Annotated in this window: 20 protein-coding genes; 9 read left to right on the top strand and 11 right to left on the bottom strand. The window is 64.9% G+C overall.

Annotated features, from left to right (window positions below; translation table 11 throughout):
* The first annotated feature begins 54 nt into the window (after window positions 1-54).
* Complete coding sequence (locus ACVIHF_RS13345) at window positions 55-591, top strand: REP-associated tyrosine transposase (protein ID WP_253608875.1); 537 nt, start codon at window positions 55-57, stop codon at window positions 589-591.
* 56 nt (window positions 592-647) lie between these two features.
* Here the strand turns inward: ACVIHF_RS13345 and ACVIHF_RS13340 are convergent, their stop codons facing one another.
* Window positions 648-2,270, bottom strand: coding sequence for an ABC-F family ATP-binding cassette domain-containing protein (locus ACVIHF_RS13340; protein WP_456792166.1), 1,623 nt, complete (start codon window positions 2,268-2,270; stop codon window positions 648-650).
* A gap of 159 nt (window positions 2,271-2,429) precedes the next feature.
* Here ACVIHF_RS13340 and ACVIHF_RS13335 point away from each other — a divergent pair, with 159 nt between their 5' ends.
* Entirely contained in the window at window positions 2,430-2,873 is a 444-nt protein-coding gene (locus tag ACVIHF_RS13335) for a DMT family transporter (protein WP_016843015.1), read from the top strand.
* 10 nt (window positions 2,874-2,883) lie between these two features.
* Here the strand turns inward: ACVIHF_RS13335 and ACVIHF_RS13330 are convergent, their stop codons facing one another.
* Window positions 2,884-3,588: a GrlR family regulatory protein gene (locus ACVIHF_RS13330; RefSeq protein WP_057019933.1), complete on the bottom strand. Its 705-nt coding sequence runs from the start codon at window positions 3,586-3,588 to the stop codon at window positions 2,884-2,886.
* 288 nt (window positions 3,589-3,876) lie between these two features.
* On the opposite strand from ACVIHF_RS13330, the gene ACVIHF_RS13325 reads away from it, so the two are divergent.
* The 4 genes from ACVIHF_RS13325 (at window position 3,877) to ACVIHF_RS13310 (ending at window position 9,037) form a co-directional block, all read left to right on the top strand.
* Entirely contained in the window at window positions 3,877-4,968 is a 1,092-nt protein-coding gene (locus tag ACVIHF_RS13325) for a hypothetical protein (RefSeq protein ID WP_456792165.1), read from the top strand.
* Window positions 4,969-5,113: 145 nt separating this feature from the next.
* The gene (locus tag ACVIHF_RS13320; protein ID WP_456794088.1) at window positions 5,114-7,888 is read left to right on the top strand and encodes a xanthine dehydrogenase family protein molybdopterin-binding subunit; all 2,775 of its coding nucleotides are present in this window, start codon (window positions 5,114-5,116) and stop codon (window positions 7,886-7,888) included.
* Window positions 7,885-8,409 (top strand): (2Fe-2S)-binding protein, encoded by a 525-nt coding sequence (locus ACVIHF_RS13315; protein ID WP_253608878.1) that lies wholly within the window; start codon window positions 7,885-7,887, stop codon window positions 8,407-8,409. Before ACVIHF_RS13320 ends, ACVIHF_RS13315 begins: the two co-directional genes overlap by 4 nt.
* Before the next feature lie 10 nt (window positions 8,410-8,419).
* Entirely contained in the window at window positions 8,420-9,037 is a 618-nt protein-coding gene (locus ACVIHF_RS13310; protein WP_253608879.1) for an Isoquinoline 1-oxidoreductase subunit, read from the top strand.
* A gap of 16 nt (window positions 9,038-9,053) precedes the next feature.
* Here the strand turns inward: ACVIHF_RS13310 and ACVIHF_RS13305 are convergent, their stop codons facing one another.
* The 5 genes from ACVIHF_RS13305 to ACVIHF_RS13285 form a co-directional block, all read right to left on the bottom strand.
* Window positions 9,054-9,203 carry a hypothetical protein gene (locus tag ACVIHF_RS13305; RefSeq protein WP_092086355.1) on the bottom strand — a complete coding sequence of 50 codons (150 nt, stop codon included), beginning with the start codon at window positions 9,201-9,203 and terminating at the stop codon, window positions 9,054-9,056.
* Window positions 9,204-9,266: 63 nt separating this feature from the next.
* On the bottom strand, window positions 9,267-10,088 hold the full coding sequence (locus ACVIHF_RS13300; protein WP_253608880.1) for a tetratricopeptide repeat protein: 822 nt from the start codon (window positions 10,086-10,088) through the stop codon (window positions 9,267-9,269).
* Window positions 10,089-10,120: 32 nt separating this feature from the next.
* Window positions 10,121-10,807, bottom strand: a complete 687-nt coding sequence (locus tag ACVIHF_RS13295) for a substrate-binding domain-containing protein (protein ID WP_225163023.1) — start codon at window positions 10,805-10,807, stop codon at window positions 10,121-10,123.
* A gap of 5 nt (window positions 10,808-10,812) precedes the next feature.
* A complete protein-coding gene (locus ACVIHF_RS13290; RefSeq protein ID WP_057020062.1) occupies window positions 10,813-11,517 on the bottom strand; it encodes a hypothetical protein in 705 nt (234 codons plus the stop codon).
* A gap of 183 nt (window positions 11,518-11,700) precedes the next feature.
* Window positions 11,701-12,735, bottom strand: coding sequence for a glutamine synthetase beta-grasp domain-containing protein (locus ACVIHF_RS13285; RefSeq protein ID WP_024581543.1), 1,035 nt, complete (start codon window positions 12,733-12,735; stop codon window positions 11,701-11,703).
* Between the two features lie 539 nt (window positions 12,736-13,274).
* Between ACVIHF_RS13285 and ACVIHF_RS13280 the strand changes: the two genes are divergently transcribed.
* Entirely contained in the window at window positions 13,275-13,487 is a 213-nt protein-coding gene (locus ACVIHF_RS13280; RefSeq protein WP_051002896.1) for a DUF2735 domain-containing protein, read from the top strand.
* A 90-nt stretch (window positions 13,488-13,577) separates the two neighbouring features.
* Here ACVIHF_RS13280 and ACVIHF_RS13275 read toward each other — a convergent pair whose 3' ends face one another.
* On the bottom strand, window positions 13,578-13,889 hold the full coding sequence (locus ACVIHF_RS13275) for an MliC family protein (protein ID WP_253608881.1): 312 nt from the start codon (window positions 13,887-13,889) through the stop codon (window positions 13,578-13,580).
* A gap of 85 nt (window positions 13,890-13,974) precedes the next feature.
* Here ACVIHF_RS13275 and ACVIHF_RS13270 point away from each other — a divergent pair, with 85 nt between their 5' ends.
* Window positions 13,975-14,718: a tyrosine-protein phosphatase gene (locus ACVIHF_RS13270; RefSeq protein ID WP_253608882.1), complete on the top strand. Its 744-nt coding sequence runs from the start codon at window positions 13,975-13,977 to the stop codon at window positions 14,716-14,718.
* Window positions 14,719-14,790: 72 nt separating this feature from the next.
* On the opposite strand, the gene ACVIHF_RS13265 is transcribed toward ACVIHF_RS13270, so the two are convergent.
* Together ACVIHF_RS13265 and ACVIHF_RS13260 are read right to left on the bottom strand one after the other, a co-directional pair.
* Window positions 14,791-14,997, bottom strand: coding sequence for a hypothetical protein (locus ACVIHF_RS13265; RefSeq protein ID WP_035634033.1), 207 nt, complete (start codon window positions 14,995-14,997; stop codon window positions 14,791-14,793).
* Window positions 14,998-15,131: 134 nt separating this feature from the next.
* The gene (locus tag ACVIHF_RS13260) at window positions 15,132-15,821 is read right to left on the bottom strand and encodes an SGNH/GDSL hydrolase family protein (RefSeq protein ID WP_253608883.1); all 690 of its coding nucleotides are present in this window, start codon (window positions 15,819-15,821) and stop codon (window positions 15,132-15,134) included.
* A 125-nt stretch (window positions 15,822-15,946) separates the two neighbouring features.
* Here ACVIHF_RS13260 and fabG point away from each other — a divergent pair, with 125 nt between their 5' ends.
* A complete protein-coding gene (fabG, locus tag ACVIHF_RS13255) occupies window positions 15,947-16,627 on the top strand; it encodes a 3-oxoacyl-ACP reductase FabG (RefSeq protein WP_028332327.1) in 681 nt (226 codons plus the stop codon).
* Here fabG and ACVIHF_RS13250 read toward each other — a convergent pair.
* A complete protein-coding gene (locus ACVIHF_RS13250; RefSeq protein WP_035634127.1) occupies window positions 16,624-16,968 on the bottom strand; it encodes a GrlR family regulatory protein in 345 nt (114 codons plus the stop codon). The genes fabG and ACVIHF_RS13250 overlap by 4 nt on opposite strands.
* Window positions 16,969-17,066 lie beyond the last annotated feature (98 nt).

Below are 17,066 nucleotides of genomic sequence, written 5' to 3'. Positions count from 1 at the left end.
GTTTGACTTCGTAGCCCGGATGGAGCGAAGCGAAATCCGGGGTAAGCTAGCCGCATGGTACAATATCGGCGTAACTTCATACCCGGCGGCACGTTCTTCTTCACAGTCACATTGGAAGATCGGACTTCGTCGCTACTGGTCGAACAAGGCGGGCTGTTGCGCGATGCCTTTCGCGCAGCGCGCGCCAAGAAGCCGTTCACGCTGGATGCCATCGTGATCCTGCCAGATCACCTGCATACGGTCATGACACTACCACCCGGCGACAGCGACTTCCCGGATCGCTGGCGGCAGATCAAGAGTTACTTCACGCGCGCCGTTGTTGCCGCCGGCGTGCCGCTCTCGGTAAACCACCGCGGCGAGTACCCGCTTTGGCAGCGACGGTTTTGGGAACACACCATCCGTAATGAACGCGATCTCGAACGTTGCGTCGACTACGTCCATTACAATCCGACCAAACACCGCCTCGTTTCCTCGCCTGTCGACTGGCAACACACGTCTCTTCACCGATATGTCCGGGGTGGGATATTGCCGGCTGATTGGGGCGGTAGCGGAGCTATGGACAACGACGACTTCGGCGAGCGGAAGGACTGACCCGGATTTCGCTTCGCTTCATCCGGGCTACGAAGTGGGCGGGGTAATCGCGAACGCTAGCTCCGCAGTCCCGGCGCTTCCTGGCCGGTACGCGCGACATATTCAGTGTAGCCGCCGCCATATTGATGGATGCCGTCAGGGGTCAGCTCCAGCACGCGGTTGGAGAGCGCGGCGAGGAAGTGCCGGTCGTGCGAGACGAACAGCATCGTGCCCTCGAACTCGGAGAGCGCATTGATCAGCATCTCCTTGGTGGCGAGATCGAGATGGTTGGTCGGCTCGTCCAGCACCAGGAAGTTCGGCGGATCGAACAGCATCTTGGCCATCACCAGCCGCGCCTTCTCGCCGCCCGAGAGCACCCGGCACTTCTTCTCGACGTCGTCGCCGGAGAAGCCGAAGCAGCCGGCGAGCGCGCGAAGGCTGCCCTGGCCGGCCTGCGGAAACGCGTCCTCCAGCGACTGGAACACGGTGCGCTCGCCATCGAGCAGGTCCATCGCATGCTGGGCGAAATAGCCCATCTTGACGCTGCCGCCGACCGCGACCGCGCCGTCGTCGGGCTCGGTTGAACCGGCGACCAGCTTCAGGAGCGTCGACTTGCCGGCACCGTTGATGCCCATCACGCACCAGCGCTCCTTGCGACGGATCATGAAGTCGAGGCCGTCATAAATGCGCTTGTTGCCATAGGCCTTGTGGACGTTCTTCAGGCTGACGACATCCTCGCCCGAGCGCGGTGCCGGCTGAAATTCGAACGCCACGGTCTGCCGCCGCCGCGGCGGCTCGACCCGTTCGATCTTGTCGAGCTTCTTGACCCGGCTCTGCACCTGGGCGGCGTGCGAGGCGCGCGCCTTGAAGCGCTCGATGAATTTGATCTCCTTGGCGAGCATTGCCTGCTGCCGCTCGAACTGCGCCTGCTGCTGCTTGTCGGAGAGCGCGCGCTGCTGTTCGTAGAACTCGTAATTGCCGGAATAGGTGATGAGCTGGCCGGCGTCGATCTCGACCACCTTGTTGATGATCCGGTTGATGAACTCGCGGTCATGCGAGGTCATCAGCAACGCGCCCTCATAGCCTTTCAGGAACTGCTCGAGCCAGATCAGGCTTTCGAGATCGAGATGGTTGCTCGGCTCGTCGAGCAGCATGACGTCCGGACGCATCAAGAGGATGCGCGCCAGCGCCACCCGCATCTTCCAGCCGCCGGAGAGTTTGCCGACGTCGCCGTCCATCATCTCCTGGCTGAAGCCGAGACCAGCCAGCGCCTCGCGCGCGCGGCCGTCGAGCGCATAGCCGTCGAGCTCCTCGAACTGATGCTGCACCTCGCCATAGCGCGCGATGATATCGTCCATCTCGTCGGCCTTGTCGGGGTCGGCCATCGCGGCCTCGAGTTCCCTGAGTTCGGCCGCGACCACGCTGACGGGCCCTGCCCCATCCATCACCTCGGCGACCGCGCTGCGGCCGGACATCTCGCCGACATCCTGGCTGAAATAGCCGATCGAGATGCCGCGATCGAGCGAGACCTGGCCCTCGTCCGGGATTTCCCGGCCCGAGATCATCCGGAACAGCGTGGTCTTGCCGGCGCCGTTCGGCCCGACGAGGCCGATCTTCTCGCCCTTCTGGAGCGCCGCGGAGGCTTCGATGAAGAGGATCTGGTGGCCGACTTGCTTGGAGACGTTATCGAGGCGGATCATGCTCTAATACTGGGGAACTGAGGGTTTGCGGCCTCTTATTCGATCTGGGACGTGGGTGGAAGCCCATTCCGCAGGTTCGTGCCGCGTTTCATGCATGCCACGATCGTTGCCAATCGAATATGACATGAAGCGGTTCGACGATCGGTTTTGGGGCATCTTATGCAAGTCTGGTTTCTCTATCTGCTCGCGCTCGGCGCCGGCATCTGCGTCGCCGTTCAGCAGGTCCTGAACGGCAATCTCAGGTCCGCCCTCAACTCGCCGGCCTGGGCCGGGCTCGTCAGCTATCTCGGCGGGCTCGTGACGATGGCGGTCGTGCTGGTCGCGACGCGCGAGCCGGTGCCGTCCTGGAAGCTGGTGACGGCGGTGCCGTGGTGGGCCTGGAGCGGCGGCGTCCTCGGCGGCATCTTTATCCTGCTGATGATCCTGCTGCTGCCGCCACTCGGCGCCGCGACCCTGCTGGCACTGGTGGTTGCGGGTCAAATGCTCGCGGGCATCGCGATGGACCATTTCGGCTTGTTCGGGCTGGCGCAGCACCCGGTGTCGGTTTCACGGCTGGCCGGCATCGCGCTGATCATCGGCGGCGTGCTTCTGATCAAGGATTGACGGGCTCTCGTCAGGCGCGGCGCATCAGGCGCAATTCGGCGGACAGGCGAAGGCTGCGCTTGCCGGCCAGCGCGATGCCTTCGAGCTCGGCACCGTCCGCACGGCACGAACCGGCAAAACCGATGCCGACTTCATAACCGCCGAACACCGGGTACTCGCCCTTCGCCGGCGTATGCTCCTGGTTGACGATCTCGCCTCGCCAGCGGCCATCGGCCGACGAATACGAACCGAGATAGTAGAAGAACGCATCGCCGCCGAGGATGCGGCCGTCCATCAGCAGCATGACCCCGGTGAGCCCGGCATCGACACCGTCGAGCGCGCGCAGATGGATCGAGTACAGTCCGTTGACGATGCCGCCGGGACCGACCGCCCCGCGCGGCGGCAAGGCCTCGTCGTCGAGCGGCGCCAAATTCGCCCAGAACACGCCGTCCGGCATGGCGTCAGCCTTGCCCTCGAGCAGGATGGTGGACCCCTCGCTCCTGCCGCGCACCTTGATGACGGTGACGTCGGCGCCCATCAGCGGCTTGAAGTTCGGATCGTCATTGTGGCGCTCGGTGATCACCTCGGCGGCGATCTCGCCTTCCGTCACCTGATAGGTGCCGAGATGGGCAAAGGCCGAATTGCCGCCCAGCATCCTGCCGTCATGCATGCACATGATGCTGCGGCCGAATGCGCCGTTGATGCCGTACTCGACCTTGTAAAGTCCGTTGAGCACGCAAAAAATCCAAAAAAAATAAAATTGATTCTGTTCGCCACATAGCACCGGGCCGAACGCCGCACCATTGCGTCTTTTGGCGCAGGCAAACCCGCGATGTCCGGGTGTGGACAGCGGCCGATTCGTCGCTTAGCTGTAGGCACCGCCCGCGTCGTGCTGCGTCACGCGGGATCCGGTCTGCCGGTTCTCTACTCTCCCAGTTCATTGTGTCCAAGCATTTGCGCATTCCGCCAATGGTCGCGCGGCCGCACCCGGCCTCGACACAGGCGAGGCTTCGAGGAGCATCACATGATCAATCGCCTTGGCCTGGCCGCCGCGCTGGCGCTGCTGCTCGGCAGCGGTGGCACAGCCCTGGCGCAGTCGCTGCCCGACTATATGGGACCGATCTCCGGTAAGACCTCATCAACGCCGGCCGACGTCGCGACCAAGGACGTGCTCGCGCTCAACACCAGCATGTTCGAGCTCTATGGCGATGCGGCGCGGATTTTCCAGAAGAACATCCTCGACAAACACCCTGTGATCCTCGGCCTGTTCTCCGGCGCCGGCGGCCGCCTGATCCTGTACCGGCCAGGCAAGCCGCCTACCGAGGCGCCGCAGGTGCCGATCGTCTATCAGCTGCTCAAATCGGTCGGCCACAGCACGATGGCGCTGGCCGAAGTGGTCGGCCCCTATGTCAACAATCCCGACGACAAGGCATGGCGCGGGTCGATGCAGGCCTATCGCAGCCGGATGCAGTCGGCGCTCGACGGGCTCGATGCCACGCCGATGCAGGCGGACTGGCGCGACAACAACCGTGCCATCCTCAAGAACAACATCGCCTTCATGGATGAATGCCTCACCGCCGGCGCGATCCCCTTCGCGACGCTCGAGGCGTTCGGCAAGAAGCAGGCGCCGCTGCTCGCCAAGAACGTCGCCTGGGCCGCGCAGACCCAGGTCGCGCACTGGATGACGGTCATGGCCGACTGGAAATCCCAGCTCGGCGCCGACTGGGACAAGACCTACGGCGCGAGCAACACGATCTATGTAGCGCGGCAGAACAACGTGATCTTCAGCGTGCTGGCGCAGTTCTTCGGGCCTGACGCCATCAACAGCCGCCTGATGCTGATCGAGACGATCTCCTTCACCACGACGCCGTCGGACATGCTGGAGTCGCTGACCCGGATCATCGCGGACCGCTCGGTCGGCGCGCTGTTCTTCGGCAGCTATCACCTGATGGACTATGAGCTGATGGGGGGCGACGCGCGCGAGGCGATCATCGCCGAGACCAAGAAGCGCGGCATGACCGCCTTCCTGCCGCCGCTGGTGCCGTTCGGTTCCAAGCAGTGGCCGACGCTGATCACGCCAGGTCCGGGACCGGCCACCATCGCCGACCTGAAGTGAGCCCAAAGCTACAAGTGAGGCAGCTACGACCTATTGCGGCGTTGCGGTTGCGCTCGCTTTGCCGCAATACTTTCGCGTGTATTGCACCAATTGTTAAACCCCGGCGCGATATGCCGTCGTCGAGGTGTCGATGAAAGATCAGACCATGCGGCCTTCGCGACGCGATTTCGTGAAGTGGTTGTCGGCAGGCGGCATCTCGGTCAGCCTGTCGCATCTGGCGCTGGCGAAGGAACCGGCTTTCGCGACCCGCGAGACGCTGCCCGGCCGCGGCCATTTCAACCCGGCGGAAAAGGGCGCCGGCCGTGTCGACGGCGTCGCCAAGGTCACCGGCGCAAAACTCTACGCGTCCGACTTCCGCGCCGCCGACATGGCGGGCTGGCCCGCGACCACCGCGCACGCCATCCTGGTCCGCGCCGATGACGCGACGCATGTCTATGCCGGCATGGACCTCGCCCGTCTCGATGGTCCGGCAAAGCCGTCGGTTATCGTAACCGCTGCCGATCTCGACCGGATCGGCACGCGGGTCCCGGAGTTCTACACCGGCGACCTGTTCTGCCCGGTCGGCAAGACGCCGCTCTATCTCGGACAACCGGTCGCGCTGTTGATCTTCGAGCAGTTCGACGCCTTCGACCGCGCGCGCCTCGCGCTGCGCGACGGCGGCTTCGTCAAATTCGGCGACGAGACCGGGCCGGTCATCCTGCCGAACTACGGCGCGTATCGCTTCACGCGCGTGGCGGGCGCCTCGCCTGACGCGCCCGACGTCTATTCGCCGATCCAGGCCGGTTGGGTTTCGCCGAGCCGCATCCAGAACGCGGCGCTGCCGGTCTGGCTGCCGCTCGCCAAGGAGACCAAGGCCGACTACGCCAAGGCCGCAACCCATGGCGAAGCGATCCGCGCCCAACTCGCCAAGGACGATCCGACACAGCTCGTGCTCGACCGCGAGTTCGAGACCCAGTCGGTCGATCCGATGTTCCTCGAGCCGGAGAGCGGGCTCGCCTGGTACAGCGACAACAGCGGCAATCTCGAACTGGTGCTCGGCGTGCAGTCGCCCTATGAGGCGACCGAGTCGATCGCCTTCATGCTCGGCAAGGCTCGCCCGCCGTTCCGGCCCTCGCACATCAACGCGCAGTTCGCCCATGTCGGCGGCGGCTTCGGCGGCCGCGACCATACCCCGTTCGTGCTTTACGTGGCGCTGGCGGCGATGTTCTTTCCGGGCCGTCCGGTGCGGCTGGCGCAGGACCGCTACCAGCAATTCCAGGGCGGCATCAAACGCCACCCGATCAAGATGCGCTCGCGGATCGGCATCGATCACGCGAGCGGCAAGATCACGGCATTCGCCGCCGACCATGTGCTCGACGGCGGCGGGCTCGCCAACTTCTCCGCCAATGTCGCGGTCGTTGCCGCGACGGCTGCGATCGGTATCTACGACATCCCGAAAGTCGACGTCACCACCGTGGCGCTGCATTCGCGCGGCGTCACCGCAGGCTCGATGCGCGGCTACGGCACGCTGCAGACCATGACCGCGCTCGAAGTCCTGATCGACGAGGCGGCGAGCGAGCTCAAGGTCGATCCGATCGCATTCCGGCGCAACAATGCGCTGAAGCAGAACGGCCGGACCATGACCGGCAATCCCTACATCGTGTCGGTGCGCACATCAGACATCCTCGACAAGCTCGAGAAGCATCCGATCTGGCGGCAGCGTGCTGACTTCAAGCAGAAGGCGCCGGAGGGGCGGCTGGTCGGCACCGGCGTCGCCTGCGTCACCAAGGATTACGGCTCGGGCGCGGATTGCTCGCTCGGCCGGGTCGAGATCGATGCCGAAGGACGGATCGCGATCCACTGCGACCACGTCGAGATGGGCAACGGCGTCGGCACCGCGCTCGCCAACCGGGTCGCGAGCCATCTCGGCGCCGTCGCCGACGAGGTCGCGGTCTCCCGCGTCGACAGCTACGACGCGCTCGGGCTCGTCACCTCGGGCGATCCCTACACGATGGATCAGAAGACCCAGGATCTCGCCGAGAAGAACCCGCGCTGGGTGCCGGCGATCAGCTCGGCAACCAGCGCGTCGATCGGCGCCCATGTCGGCACGCACTCGTCGGCCGAGGCGGCCCGCGTCATCTTCCGCTTCGGCCTGTGGCCGGCGGCGCTCGAGCTCTGGCACATCGCCAAGGCCGATCCCCGCACCCGCCAATGGGACAAGGCGCACTGGAAGGATGGCCAGCTGGTGCTCGACGATCTCGCGCCGCTACCCTTGCCAAAGCTTGCCGCGACCGCGCATGCGCGCGGCTTCGTCACCGGCGCCATCGCGCACAGCTTCTCGCGCTGGGCCTGGTCGCGCGCCCGCTTCCCGCTGTTCGGCGAGCAGTACCGCGCCGAGATCGACGCGCTCGCTGTTCGTCGCGGCCGAAGCCAGTTCGAGCGGATCGACCGAACAAGCGTGAAATTCCCGCCGACCGACAACAACCGGATCGGCACCGCCTACACCTCGATGTGCGGCACGCTGGTCCGCATCGAGATCGAGCGCGCGACTGGCATCTTGCGCATCGCCAGGGCCTACAGCGTGTTCGAATGCGGCCAGGCGCTGGTCCCCGAAGTGGTGCTCGGCCAGTCGCATGGCGGGTTCGCGATGGGCGTCGGCTACGCGTTGCTGGAAACCCTGCCGCCGTTCGAAGGCGGGCCCGGCAACGGGCAGTGGAATCTCGGCCAGTACCTGATCGCGCGCGGCTCCGACCTGCCGCTGCACGATCTCGAGATCGAGATGCTGCCGCCGCTGACGCCGGACGAGCCGCCGAAGGGCATGGCCGAGGTGGTGATGATCCCGATCGTGCCGGCGCTGCTCAACGCCATCAACGATGCCACCGGCCACCGCTTCCGCTCACTGCCGGTGACAACAAGCCTGCTCAAGGGAGCGCTGGCGTGACGACGCTCAACCTTACCATCAACGGCCAGAAGCACGGCCCGATCGAGGTCCGCGACGACCTCTCGATGAACGATTTCCTTCGGGAAATGCTCGGGATGACCGGCACCAAGTTCGGCTGCGGCGCCGCGCAATGCTTGAGCTGTGCCGTTATCATCGATAATCCCGACGGCACGAGCTACACCACCCCGACCTGCGTGGTGCCGGCGGCCAATTTCGACGGCAAGGCGATCCGCACCGTCGAGGGCCACGCCAGGGACGGCGAACTCTCGGCGTTGCAGCGCGCCTTCATCGACCACTTCGCGTTCCAGTGCGGCTATTGCACGGCCGGTTTCCTCAACGAAGGCCAGGTGCTGCTCGAACGGCTGGCGAAGGCGCCGGTGGCGCGGGACCAGCTCGAGAGCGTCATTGCGGATGCGCTCGACGGCCATCTGTGCCGTTGCACCGGCTACATCAAGTATCACCAGGCGGTGCGCGACGTGATCCTCGCCGATTCCAAACGCTATCTGACCGCCAGCAAGTGAGCGCGCAAGAATGCCATCGGAAACGTGGTTTCGGATCGTTGCGGTGCTGACGGCGCTCGCGACCAGCCTGTGCGCAGGCTACGCGGCGTCGGAAAGCGCGAGCCACGCCCTCGCCTCGCCGGAAAGCTTTGCCGGCATCGAGAATGTCGAGCAGCGCTCGGCGGCGATCTTCACCGAGCTCGGCAAGGTGTTGACGCATCCGCGCTGCACCAATTGCCATCCCGCCGGCGACAGCCCGCGGCAGGGCGACATCAGCCGCATGCATCAGCCGCCGGTGACGCGCGGTGCGGACGGCCACGGCAAGGACGCCATGCGCTGCTCGATCTGTCACCAGCACGCCAATTTCGACCCCGGTCGGGTGCCGGGACACCCGGAATGGCACCTTGCGCCGCGCGAGATGGCATGGGCCGGCAAGACCGTCGGCGAGATTTGCGCGCAAATCCGCGACCCCGCGCGCAATGGCGGCCGCAAGGTCGAGGAGCTGGTCGAGCATATCGGCAAGGACACGCTGGTGGGCTGGGCCTGGCATCCCGGCTTCGGCCGCGCACCGGCACCGGGCACGCAGGCGCAGGCCGGCGCGCTGGTCGAGGCCTGGGTGAAGACCGGCGCGGCCTGCCCAGTGCCTTAAGTCGCGCAACTCCGAACTAGTGGCGCTTGAAATACTGCACGTCGCGCTCGTGCTTCTCCGCCGCCGCGCGCGACTTGAAGGTGCCGAGATTGCGGCGCTTGCCGGTCTTCGGATTGACCTTGCGGGAATAGAGCCGGTACTCGCCGGAACTTAGTTTGCGGATCATCGCAACGCCTCGCCAATGCCTTTCGCATGTCAACGACATGCCGCGGAGAGCGTTCCAGTTCGGTTAGAAGCAGAGATTGGTCACGGCATTGCCGCGCTTGTCCTTGATGACATAGGGACAGCGGGCCCGCTCCAGCGCCTTCTTGGCATCCTCGTCGCCGAGCGCCGCCGCCCGCTCGTAATAAGCTTTCGCGGCATCGCTGTCCTTCGGCCCGCCGCGACCGGCCTGCGCGAAGGCGCCCATCCGCTCCAGCGCGCCCGGATGGTTCTGCGCAGCGGCCTTCTCGAACAGCGCCCGCGCGCCGACATCGTCCTGCGCGCCGCCCTGGCCTTCGGCCAGCATCATGCCGAGCTGGTACTGCGCTTCGGCATTGGTCTCGGCGGATTTGGCGAGCAATTCGCGCGCGCGTGCCGGATCAGCTGCCGCGCCGCCGCCGCCGAGCGCGGCGAGATTGCTGACGCCGCGCGCGTTGCCGGCCTGCGCCGCGCGCTCGAACAATTTGCGGGCCTGCGCCTCGTCTTTGGCAACGCCGGTGCCGTTGCCGTAGAGCACGCCGAGCTCGACCATCGCCGAGGTCGAGCCCTTGTCGGCGGCCTTGCGCCAAGCGCTTGCGGCTTCCGCCGTCTGCCGGTTGGCGGCATAGGCCCGGCCGAGCTGGTACATCGCGCGGCGCGACGATCTTGCGGCCACCGCGCAGTACTTGATCGCGGTCGCGATGTCGGCCGACGCGATGTCGGGCACGCCCTTCACGTCGGCCGGCTTGTCGGGATCGGTGGGATCGGCGGCAAGCCGGTCGCACAGCACGAGGTCGGCCGATTGCGCGTGGGCAGACACGGGCGCGGCAAGCGCCGCAGCAAAGACAATCGCGTGAAGTGGTTTGAACATGACCAGCAGGTTGCGTCGCGGTGCGGGCAAATTCAAGGCTCGAGCCCGGTCTCGCGCAGCACTGGCGCGACATCAGCCGACGACAGATAGCGCAGCAGATGATCGGCGGCCGCTGCGCGCTGCGAGGCTGCCATGCGGCCGGCGGAAAACACCGCCGGGGTCTGCAAATCCAGCGGAATCGGCCCGACGACCTCGATGCCCTCGATCTGCTTCAACTCACTGATCTGCTGGATTGCGAGATCGGCGTCGCCGCTGACGAGCTTTTCCGCGGTGAAGCCGCTCGGAATGATCACCGCCCGCGCGTTGATCGCCGCCACAATGCCGAGACGCGCGATCAGCTGCGCGAACAGGATGCCGCTGGCGCCGAGCCGCGAATAGGCCACCGCCCGCGCACCGAGCAGCGCCGCACGCAGCGCGGCTTCAGTTGCGATGTCGGGATGCGCCGCCCCCGCCTTCACCGCGACGCCGACATGGGAACGCGCAAGATCCACTGCGCTCTCCCGCGCAACGCGGCCCTCGCCGATCATCTCATCGAGGCCTTCGCGGGTCAGGATCACGAGGTCGGCGCCCTCGCCGCCGCGCAGGCGTTTGAGCAGCGCCAGCGTCGGCGCAAAATCGGCGTCGATCGCAACGCCGCTCGCCGCCTGATAGGCGGCGGCAAGCCGCGCGACCGCGCCCTTCAACGCCAGTGTCGAAAGAACACGAACCGAATTGCTCATATGGCCTATGCCCGCCGCATCAGCTTGAGCGCGGCCGTGAGGCGCAGGCTGCGCTTGCCGGCAAGCGCGGTCGCCTCCAGCACGGCGCCCTCGGCGTCGCAGGTGCCGGCAAAGCCGATGCCGACCTCATGGCCGCCAAAGATCGGGTTCTCGCCCATCGCCGAAGTGTGCTCCTGATTGAGGATCTGGCCCTTCCAGCGGCCTTTCTCGGAAGTGTAGGTGCCGAGATAGTAGAAGAAGGCGTCGCCGCCAAGGATGCGGCCGTTGTTCAGCAGCATCACGCCGGTGAGGCCGCCGTCGACCCCGTCGAGCACGCGGATGTGGATCGAATAGAGCCCGTTGATGACGCCGCCCTCGCCGACCCCGCCGGCGAGCGGGATGTCCCCCTCGGTGATCGGCGTCATCACCGACTGGAACGGCACGCCGGGCAACTCCTTCAGCTCGCCCTTGAAGCGGTAGAGGTCGCCGTCCGGCCGGCCTTTGGCAATCAGCGTGGCGTCATCGGTACCGGCCATCGCGCGGTAGTTCGGATCGGGGTTATGGCGGACGGTCTGGATCTCGACTGCGACCTCGTCGCCGGCTTTCTCGTAGGTGCCGATATGGGCGAACGCCGAATTGCCGCCCAGCATCTTGCCATCGCCGACATACATCACGCCGCGGCCGACGGCGCCGCCGAGTTCGAACCGGACCTTGTAAAACCCCTCAAACAAGCGCCGCATCCCCGGCAGCCAAGATGCACCCGTTATCTAGCGCGGTTCATAACGCAGCGAAACCGGTTTCGGCGGAACGCCGCCTGCAAAGGGTATCGCTAAATAGCGAAGGTCCGCCAAGGCTGTCGCCCTGGCGGACCCGATTTGCGGTACCGGATGGCTCCATCCGGGTCCGATAGCAGCTTAGGCCGCAGCCTTGGCGCCGGTCGGAACCTCGGAGATCGTCTTCAGGATCTGCGAAGCGATCTGGTAGGGGTCGCCTTGCGAGTTCGGGCGACGGTCTTCCAGATAGCCCTTGTAGCCGTTGTTGACGAAGGAGTGCGGAACGCGGATCGAGGCACCACGGTCAGCCACGCCGTAGCTGAACTTGTTCCAGGGCGCGGTCTCGTGCTTGCCGGTCAGGCGCTTGTCGTTGTCCGGGCCGTAGACGGCGATGTGATCCATCAGGTTCTTGTCGAAGGCCTTCATCAGGCTCTCGAAGTACTCCTTGCCGCCGACTTCGCGCATGTACTTGGTCGAGAAGTTGGCGTGCATGCCCGAGCCGTTCCAGTCGGTGTCGCCGAGCGGCTTGCAATGGAATTCGATATCGATGCCGTAACTCTCGGTGAGGCGCAGCATCAGGTAGCGGGCCATCCACATCTGGTCAGCGGCGGTCTTGGAGCCCTTGCCGAAGATCTGGAATTCCCACTGGCCCTTCGCCACTTCGGCGTTGATGCCTTCGTGGTTGATGCCGGCGGCGAGGCAGAGATTGAGATGCTCTTCGACGATCTTGCGGGCGACGCTGCCGACGTTCTTGTAGCCGACGCCGGTGTAGTACGGGCCCTGCGGCGCCGGATAACCCTCTTCCGGAAAGCCGAGCGGACGGCCGTCCTTGTAGAAGAAGTATTCCTGCTCGAAGCCGAACCAGGCGCCTTCGTCATCCAGAACGGTGGCGCGCTTGTTCGAGACATGCGGCGTCTTGCCGTCGGGCATCATGACTTCGCACATCACCAGCACGCCGTTCTCGCGCGCGGCGTCGGGATAGCAGGCGACCGGCTTCAGCACGCAGTCAGAGCTGTGGCCTTCAGCCTGCTGGGTGGACGAACCGTCAAAGCCCCACAGCGGAAGCTGTTCGAGGGTCGGGAACGACGCGAATTCCTTGATCTGCGTCTTACCGCGCAGGCTCGGCGTCGGCGTATATCCGTCGAGCCAGATATACTCGAGCTTGTACTTGGTCATTGAACCTCTCTGTTGATGATGCAAAACCGTGAGGAACCGAAAGCCAGTCGGCCGCCGCACGCGTACCCGGCCACCATCGGCCGGCTCTTACTAAGCAATTAAAATGCCAGTTGCTGCACTGCGGCGCCCGCCCGGCCGCGGATGTCCACAGCGGAGATCACATTTTTTTCTGCGACATAGCAGCGCGGCTGGCATGCGCCGCGGTCAGTCAAAATCTTCTCTCAACGCTCTCCACCGCCCGTTTCTGCAGCAAATTCGGCTACGGCATCGCCTGCCGCTTATTGCGGCGGCAGCGCCATGTGACAGTTCGTGTCCAACGGTCGGGCGCCCTGCAACCACCGCCGCGGCTCAAGCGTTGGTCAGCTGCATCCTGCCTCACAGGAAGCAAACCCGAATCTGCCCACGAATTGATCAAACAATGACTATTTCTTGTTCACTTGCACCCCGCCGAGCCCGGGCCGATATCGAAAACACGGTAACCACACGCGAATGAGTCGGGCGCACCATGGAGGCTCGCTCCGGCCAAAGGAGACTTTGACATGATCACCACGGGCCAAAACCAAGGACCGATCCAGGGATCGGCAACAATCTATCAATTCCCGGCAGGAGGCCGCGCGGCTCTTGGCGGACGCCGCTACGGCGAGACGCGGACCGCGCTCGAACTCGCCGCTGAAGTCGAGACCTCGGCCTGCAGCGAGAGCTGGTACCATCAGGCGGCCATCGACGACGCCAAGCCGGGCCGCGATCACTGATGCCGATGCGATCGAGGGGCGCGACGCAAAAACGTCAGACAGCAGCAGAACAATAACAAGGGTCGGAACGCGAGCGTTTCGGCCCTTTTTTCATGCCGGCTCGCAGGCTGTCGCCGGCCGCCTCGCATGCCGGAGCCTGGCAAGCCCGGCCCGGCTGATCTCGAGCGTGACCCCGCCGCCCTTGTAGCGCGTGCCAGTCAGCGACAGGCGCTTCTTCAGCGTCACCGCCTTGCCGTCGAGTTGCAGATGCGCGCGCGTATCCCCGTTGAAGAACCCGGCAATGAATTGCGTGCCGTCAGCGCAGCGATAATTCCGGAAGGCGGACTGCGCCGACACGTTCGAGGAACCAAAGAGCTCGAAAAGAATTGCGCCGATGACAATGGCGCCCCCGCGATAAGTCATATTCTCCCCCCAACGGGCCGGTTATAGACCTGTCTGCGCCGCTATTCCTGCGCCAATACCTCATCAGCTGCAACAGGCCCGCCCGATGTCCGAAGCCCCTGCCCGTCATCTCAATCTCGCCGGCGCCAGCAATTTTCGCGACCTCGGCGGCTACCAGACGCGCGACGGGCGGACGGTGCGCTGGCGCCAGATCTTCCGCTCCAACCATCTTGCGCATCTTACCGAGCAGGACGTCGCCGTGGTGCGCTCGCTCGGGGTCAGAAGCGCGTTCGATTTTCGCGGCGTCGCCGAGCGCGCCGAGGCGCTATGCGGCATGAGCGACGTCACCGTGCATTCGCTTCCCGTCGAGCCGACCGTGGTGGCTTCGCTGCGCGAGATCGCCAGCAACCGTCAGCTCTCGGAAGCCGATGCGATCGACGTGATGCGGGACTCCTACCGGGGCTATGTGCAGGACAACACGGCGCGTTACCGCACGCTGTTTGCCCATCTATTGGAAGACCGGGCGCCGCTGGTGATCCACTGCACCGCCGGCAAGGACCGCACCGGCTTTGCCTGTGCGCTGATCCTGCACGCGCTCGGCGTGTCCGATCAGGTGATCGCGGACGACTATCTCCTGACCAACCAGTTCTACAAGCGCGACCCGGCCCACAGCACCGAGCTGCCTGACGACGTCAAGCAGGTGCTCGGCACCGTGCGCGCGGCGTTTCTGGAGGCTGCATTCGAGGCGATCGATGCCGACTATGGCGGCCTCGACGGTTATTTCCGCGACGGCCTCGGGCTCGGCCAAGCCGAGCGCAAGGCGCTCGAAGGCCGCTATCTGCAGGCCTGATCAGTTCGCCCGACTTTTCGAGCGACGTGCACACCGGTTCGCGTGAAGGAAACGCGGCTGAACTAAAAAAGCTCAGGCCGCTGCGGCCTCGAGCTCGAGCTCCGCATCGAGGTCGGCAATCACATCCTCGAACGCCGAGATTGCCTGCTGGATCGCGGCGATCTGCATCAATTCCCAGCTGCCCACTGGTCCCTTGCGGTTTTGCAGCGCCACCACGAGATCGCGCCGCTGCTCCTTAAGCTGAACCAGCGGTAAACCGTGATCCGGAAGATTTCCCATTCGCATAACCCCTACCTTGGCTGGAGTTCCGCTTCTAAGGAAAGGGTTCTGCAAACGACTTACAGAACTGCTGCAAATTTTATCCAACCGGCCCTACCCCGTAGTCTTACGTAGTCGGGCCGACGTCGTTGGGCTTACGTGATCGCCTCCGGCTTCAAGGCGTCGTCGATCGCGCCGAACAGCGACTGGGTTACGCAATTGGTCGCCCATTCGCTGGTATGAAGCTGCCCGCCATCGTCGAGCTCGGCGAGTGGAATCCCGTCATCGGTCCAGCGCTTCATCAGCGCGAAGCGGCTGAACAGATTCACCTTCTTGCTTGCGGTCACTTCGGCGATCATCGGCATGATCACGTTGGCGAGATTGAGCGCAGCTTCAGTGCCGACGATCGCCTGCGTGTACTGGGAATCCATCACGACGACGTCAAGCGGAAGCGCTGTGAGCACGTCGAGCCCGGCCTCCAGCGTCGCGCGCACCTCGGCCGGATTGTAGCCCTTGTAGACGGCGTTGGTGCCGACCTGCCAGATCACCAGCACCGGCGCCTCAGCCGTCACGTCGGACTCGATGCGCGAATATTCCTCCGGCGCCTCCTGCCCGCCGATCCCGCGATTGATCACGTCGATCATCCGGCCGAAGAAGCGTTGCCGCAGCAGCATCTCGAGCCGCGGCGGAAACGGCAGGATGTTGTCGGCGCCCGCGGTCGAGGACGATCCAAGCGCCACCAGCTTGATCTTGCGCTGATGCCGCAGCGCATCCGCGAAGTGCGGCAGCTTATGTCCGAACCTGACGAGATCGGGATGGGTTTCGCACGGTCTGGGTGTCGGCATAGCAAACATCCTTGAGGTGAATGAATTGATGAATGCGCGCAGTAGGCGGCGAAATTGGCGGCATTGCAAATGAATTCCGCCTGATCATAGTGGGCATTCGTTTGCTCGCGAATGCGGAGACCGCCATGCACGGAAAAGCCATCGTCATCACGGGCGCCCTTGGCGCGCTTGGCAAAGTGGTCGCCACAGAGGCGCTGGCGCGCGGCGCGCGCGTCGCCGGCATCGATCATGCCGCGTCAACGCTTGCGGCGACGGCCGACCATATCGAGCTGGGCGGTGTCGACCTCACCGACACTGCGCAGGCGACGGCCGCGATCGACAAGGCGGCCGCGCATTTCGGCCGGCTTGACGGGCTGATCAACATCGCCGGCGGCTTTACCTTCGAGGCGGTCGGCGACGGCGATCCGGCGACCTGGCAGCGCATGTACGCGATGAACGTGATGACGGCGCTCAACACCTCGCGCGCCGCCATCCCGCATCTCACCAAGTCGGGCGCCGGACGGATCATCAATATCGGCGCGCTCGGTGCCCTGCAGGCGGCCTCCGGCATGGGTCCCTACGCCGCCTCGAAGGCCGGCGTGCACCGCCTTACCGAGTCGCTCGCTGCGGAACTGAAGGGCAAGGTCACGGTCAACGCGGTGTTGCCCTCGATCATCGACACCGCCGCCAATCGCGCTGCGATGCCGAAGGCCGACATCTCCAAATGGGTGACGCCGAAGGAGCTCGCCGACGTGATCTTGTTCCTCGCCAGCGATGCCGCGAGCGCCGTCACCGGCGCGCTCCTGCCGGTGAACGGGCGGGTTTAATCCGCAACCAGCAGCCGCAGTTTCGACCTGAAGCGGATGCTCTGCTTGCCGGCGAGCGCCATGCCGTCACCTTCGGCGGTCTGATCGGTATAGGTGCCGGTAAATCCGATCGTGACCACCTTGCGTTCCCACACCGGGCGCTCGCCATAGGTCGGCGAATGCTCCTCGTTGGTGACCTCGCCCTTCCACTTGCCATCGGCTGCGGTGTAACTGCCGTAGGCAAAGAAAAACGAGTCGCCGCCGCGCATCTGTCCGTCGCGCAGCACCATGACGCCCTGGTTGCCGCCAGAGACGCCGTCGAGAAATTCGACGGTGATGTGATAGAGCCCGTTCCGGATCATGAGCTGCGCCTGGTCCCGGTTCCGACAATAGCCGTTCAGCCGTGCCTTGCGCAAATTCCATCCGCCCTCGGCGGGCCCAATTCCGCGCTATGCTGGCG

The sequence above is a fragment of the Bradyrhizobium sp. USDA 4506 genome, assembly GCF_054058795.1.
This window is presented reverse-complemented; position numbering and strand designations above follow the sequence as displayed.

Coding starts and splice junctions, on each gene's coding strand:
- ACVIHF_RS13285 (WP_024581543.1), bottom strand. CDS start 12,735: ATGACCAAGTACAAGCTCGAGTATATCTGGCTCGACGGATATACGCCG.
- ACVIHF_RS13275 (WP_253608881.1), bottom strand. CDS start 13,889: ATGACTTATCGCGGGGGCGCCATTGTCATCGGCGCAATTCTTTTCGAG.
- ACVIHF_RS13265 (WP_035634033.1), bottom strand. CDS start 14,997: ATGGGAAATCTTCCGGATCACGGTTTACCGCTGGTTCAGCTTAAGGAG.
- ACVIHF_RS13345 (WP_253608875.1), top strand. CDS start 55: ATGGTACAATATCGGCGTAACTTCATACCCGGCGGCACGTTCTTCTTC.
- ACVIHF_RS13260 (WP_253608883.1), bottom strand. CDS start 15,821: ATGCCGACACCCAGACCGTGCGAAACCCATCCCGATCTCGTCAGGTTC.
- ACVIHF_RS13335 (WP_016843015.1), top strand. CDS start 2,430: ATGCAAGTCTGGTTTCTCTATCTGCTCGCGCTCGGCGCCGGCATCTGC.
- ACVIHF_RS13340 (WP_456792166.1), bottom strand. CDS start 2,270: ATGATCCGCCTCGATAACGTCTCCAAGCAAGTCGGCCACCAGATCCTC.
- ACVIHF_RS13320 (WP_456794088.1), top strand. CDS start 5,114: ATGCGGCCTTCGCGACGCGATTTCGTGAAGTGGTTGTCGGCAGGCGGC.
- fabG (WP_028332327.1), top strand. CDS start 15,947: ATGCACGGAAAAGCCATCGTCATCACGGGCGCCCTTGGCGCGCTTGGC.
- ACVIHF_RS13250 (WP_035634127.1), bottom strand. CDS start 16,968: ATGATCCGGAACGGGCTCTATCACATCACCGTCGAATTTCTCGACGGC.
- ACVIHF_RS13325 (WP_456792165.1), top strand. CDS start 3,877: ATGATCAATCGCCTTGGCCTGGCCGCCGCGCTGGCGCTGCTGCTCGGC.
- ACVIHF_RS13300 (WP_253608880.1), bottom strand. CDS start 10,088: ATGTTCAAACCACTTCACGCGATTGTCTTTGCTGCGGCGCTTGCCGCG.
- ACVIHF_RS13295 (WP_225163023.1), bottom strand. CDS start 10,807: ATGAGCAATTCGGTTCGTGTTCTTTCGACACTGGCGTTGAAGGGCGCG.
- ACVIHF_RS13305 (WP_092086355.1), bottom strand. CDS start 9,203: ATGATCCGCAAACTAAGTTCCGGCGAGTACCGGCTCTATTCCCGCAAG.
- ACVIHF_RS13310 (WP_253608879.1), top strand. CDS start 8,420: ATGCCATCGGAAACGTGGTTTCGGATCGTTGCGGTGCTGACGGCGCTC.
- ACVIHF_RS13270 (WP_253608882.1), top strand. CDS start 13,975: ATGTCCGAAGCCCCTGCCCGTCATCTCAATCTCGCCGGCGCCAGCAAT.
- ACVIHF_RS13280 (WP_051002896.1), top strand. CDS start 13,275: ATGATCACCACGGGCCAAAACCAAGGACCGATCCAGGGATCGGCAACA.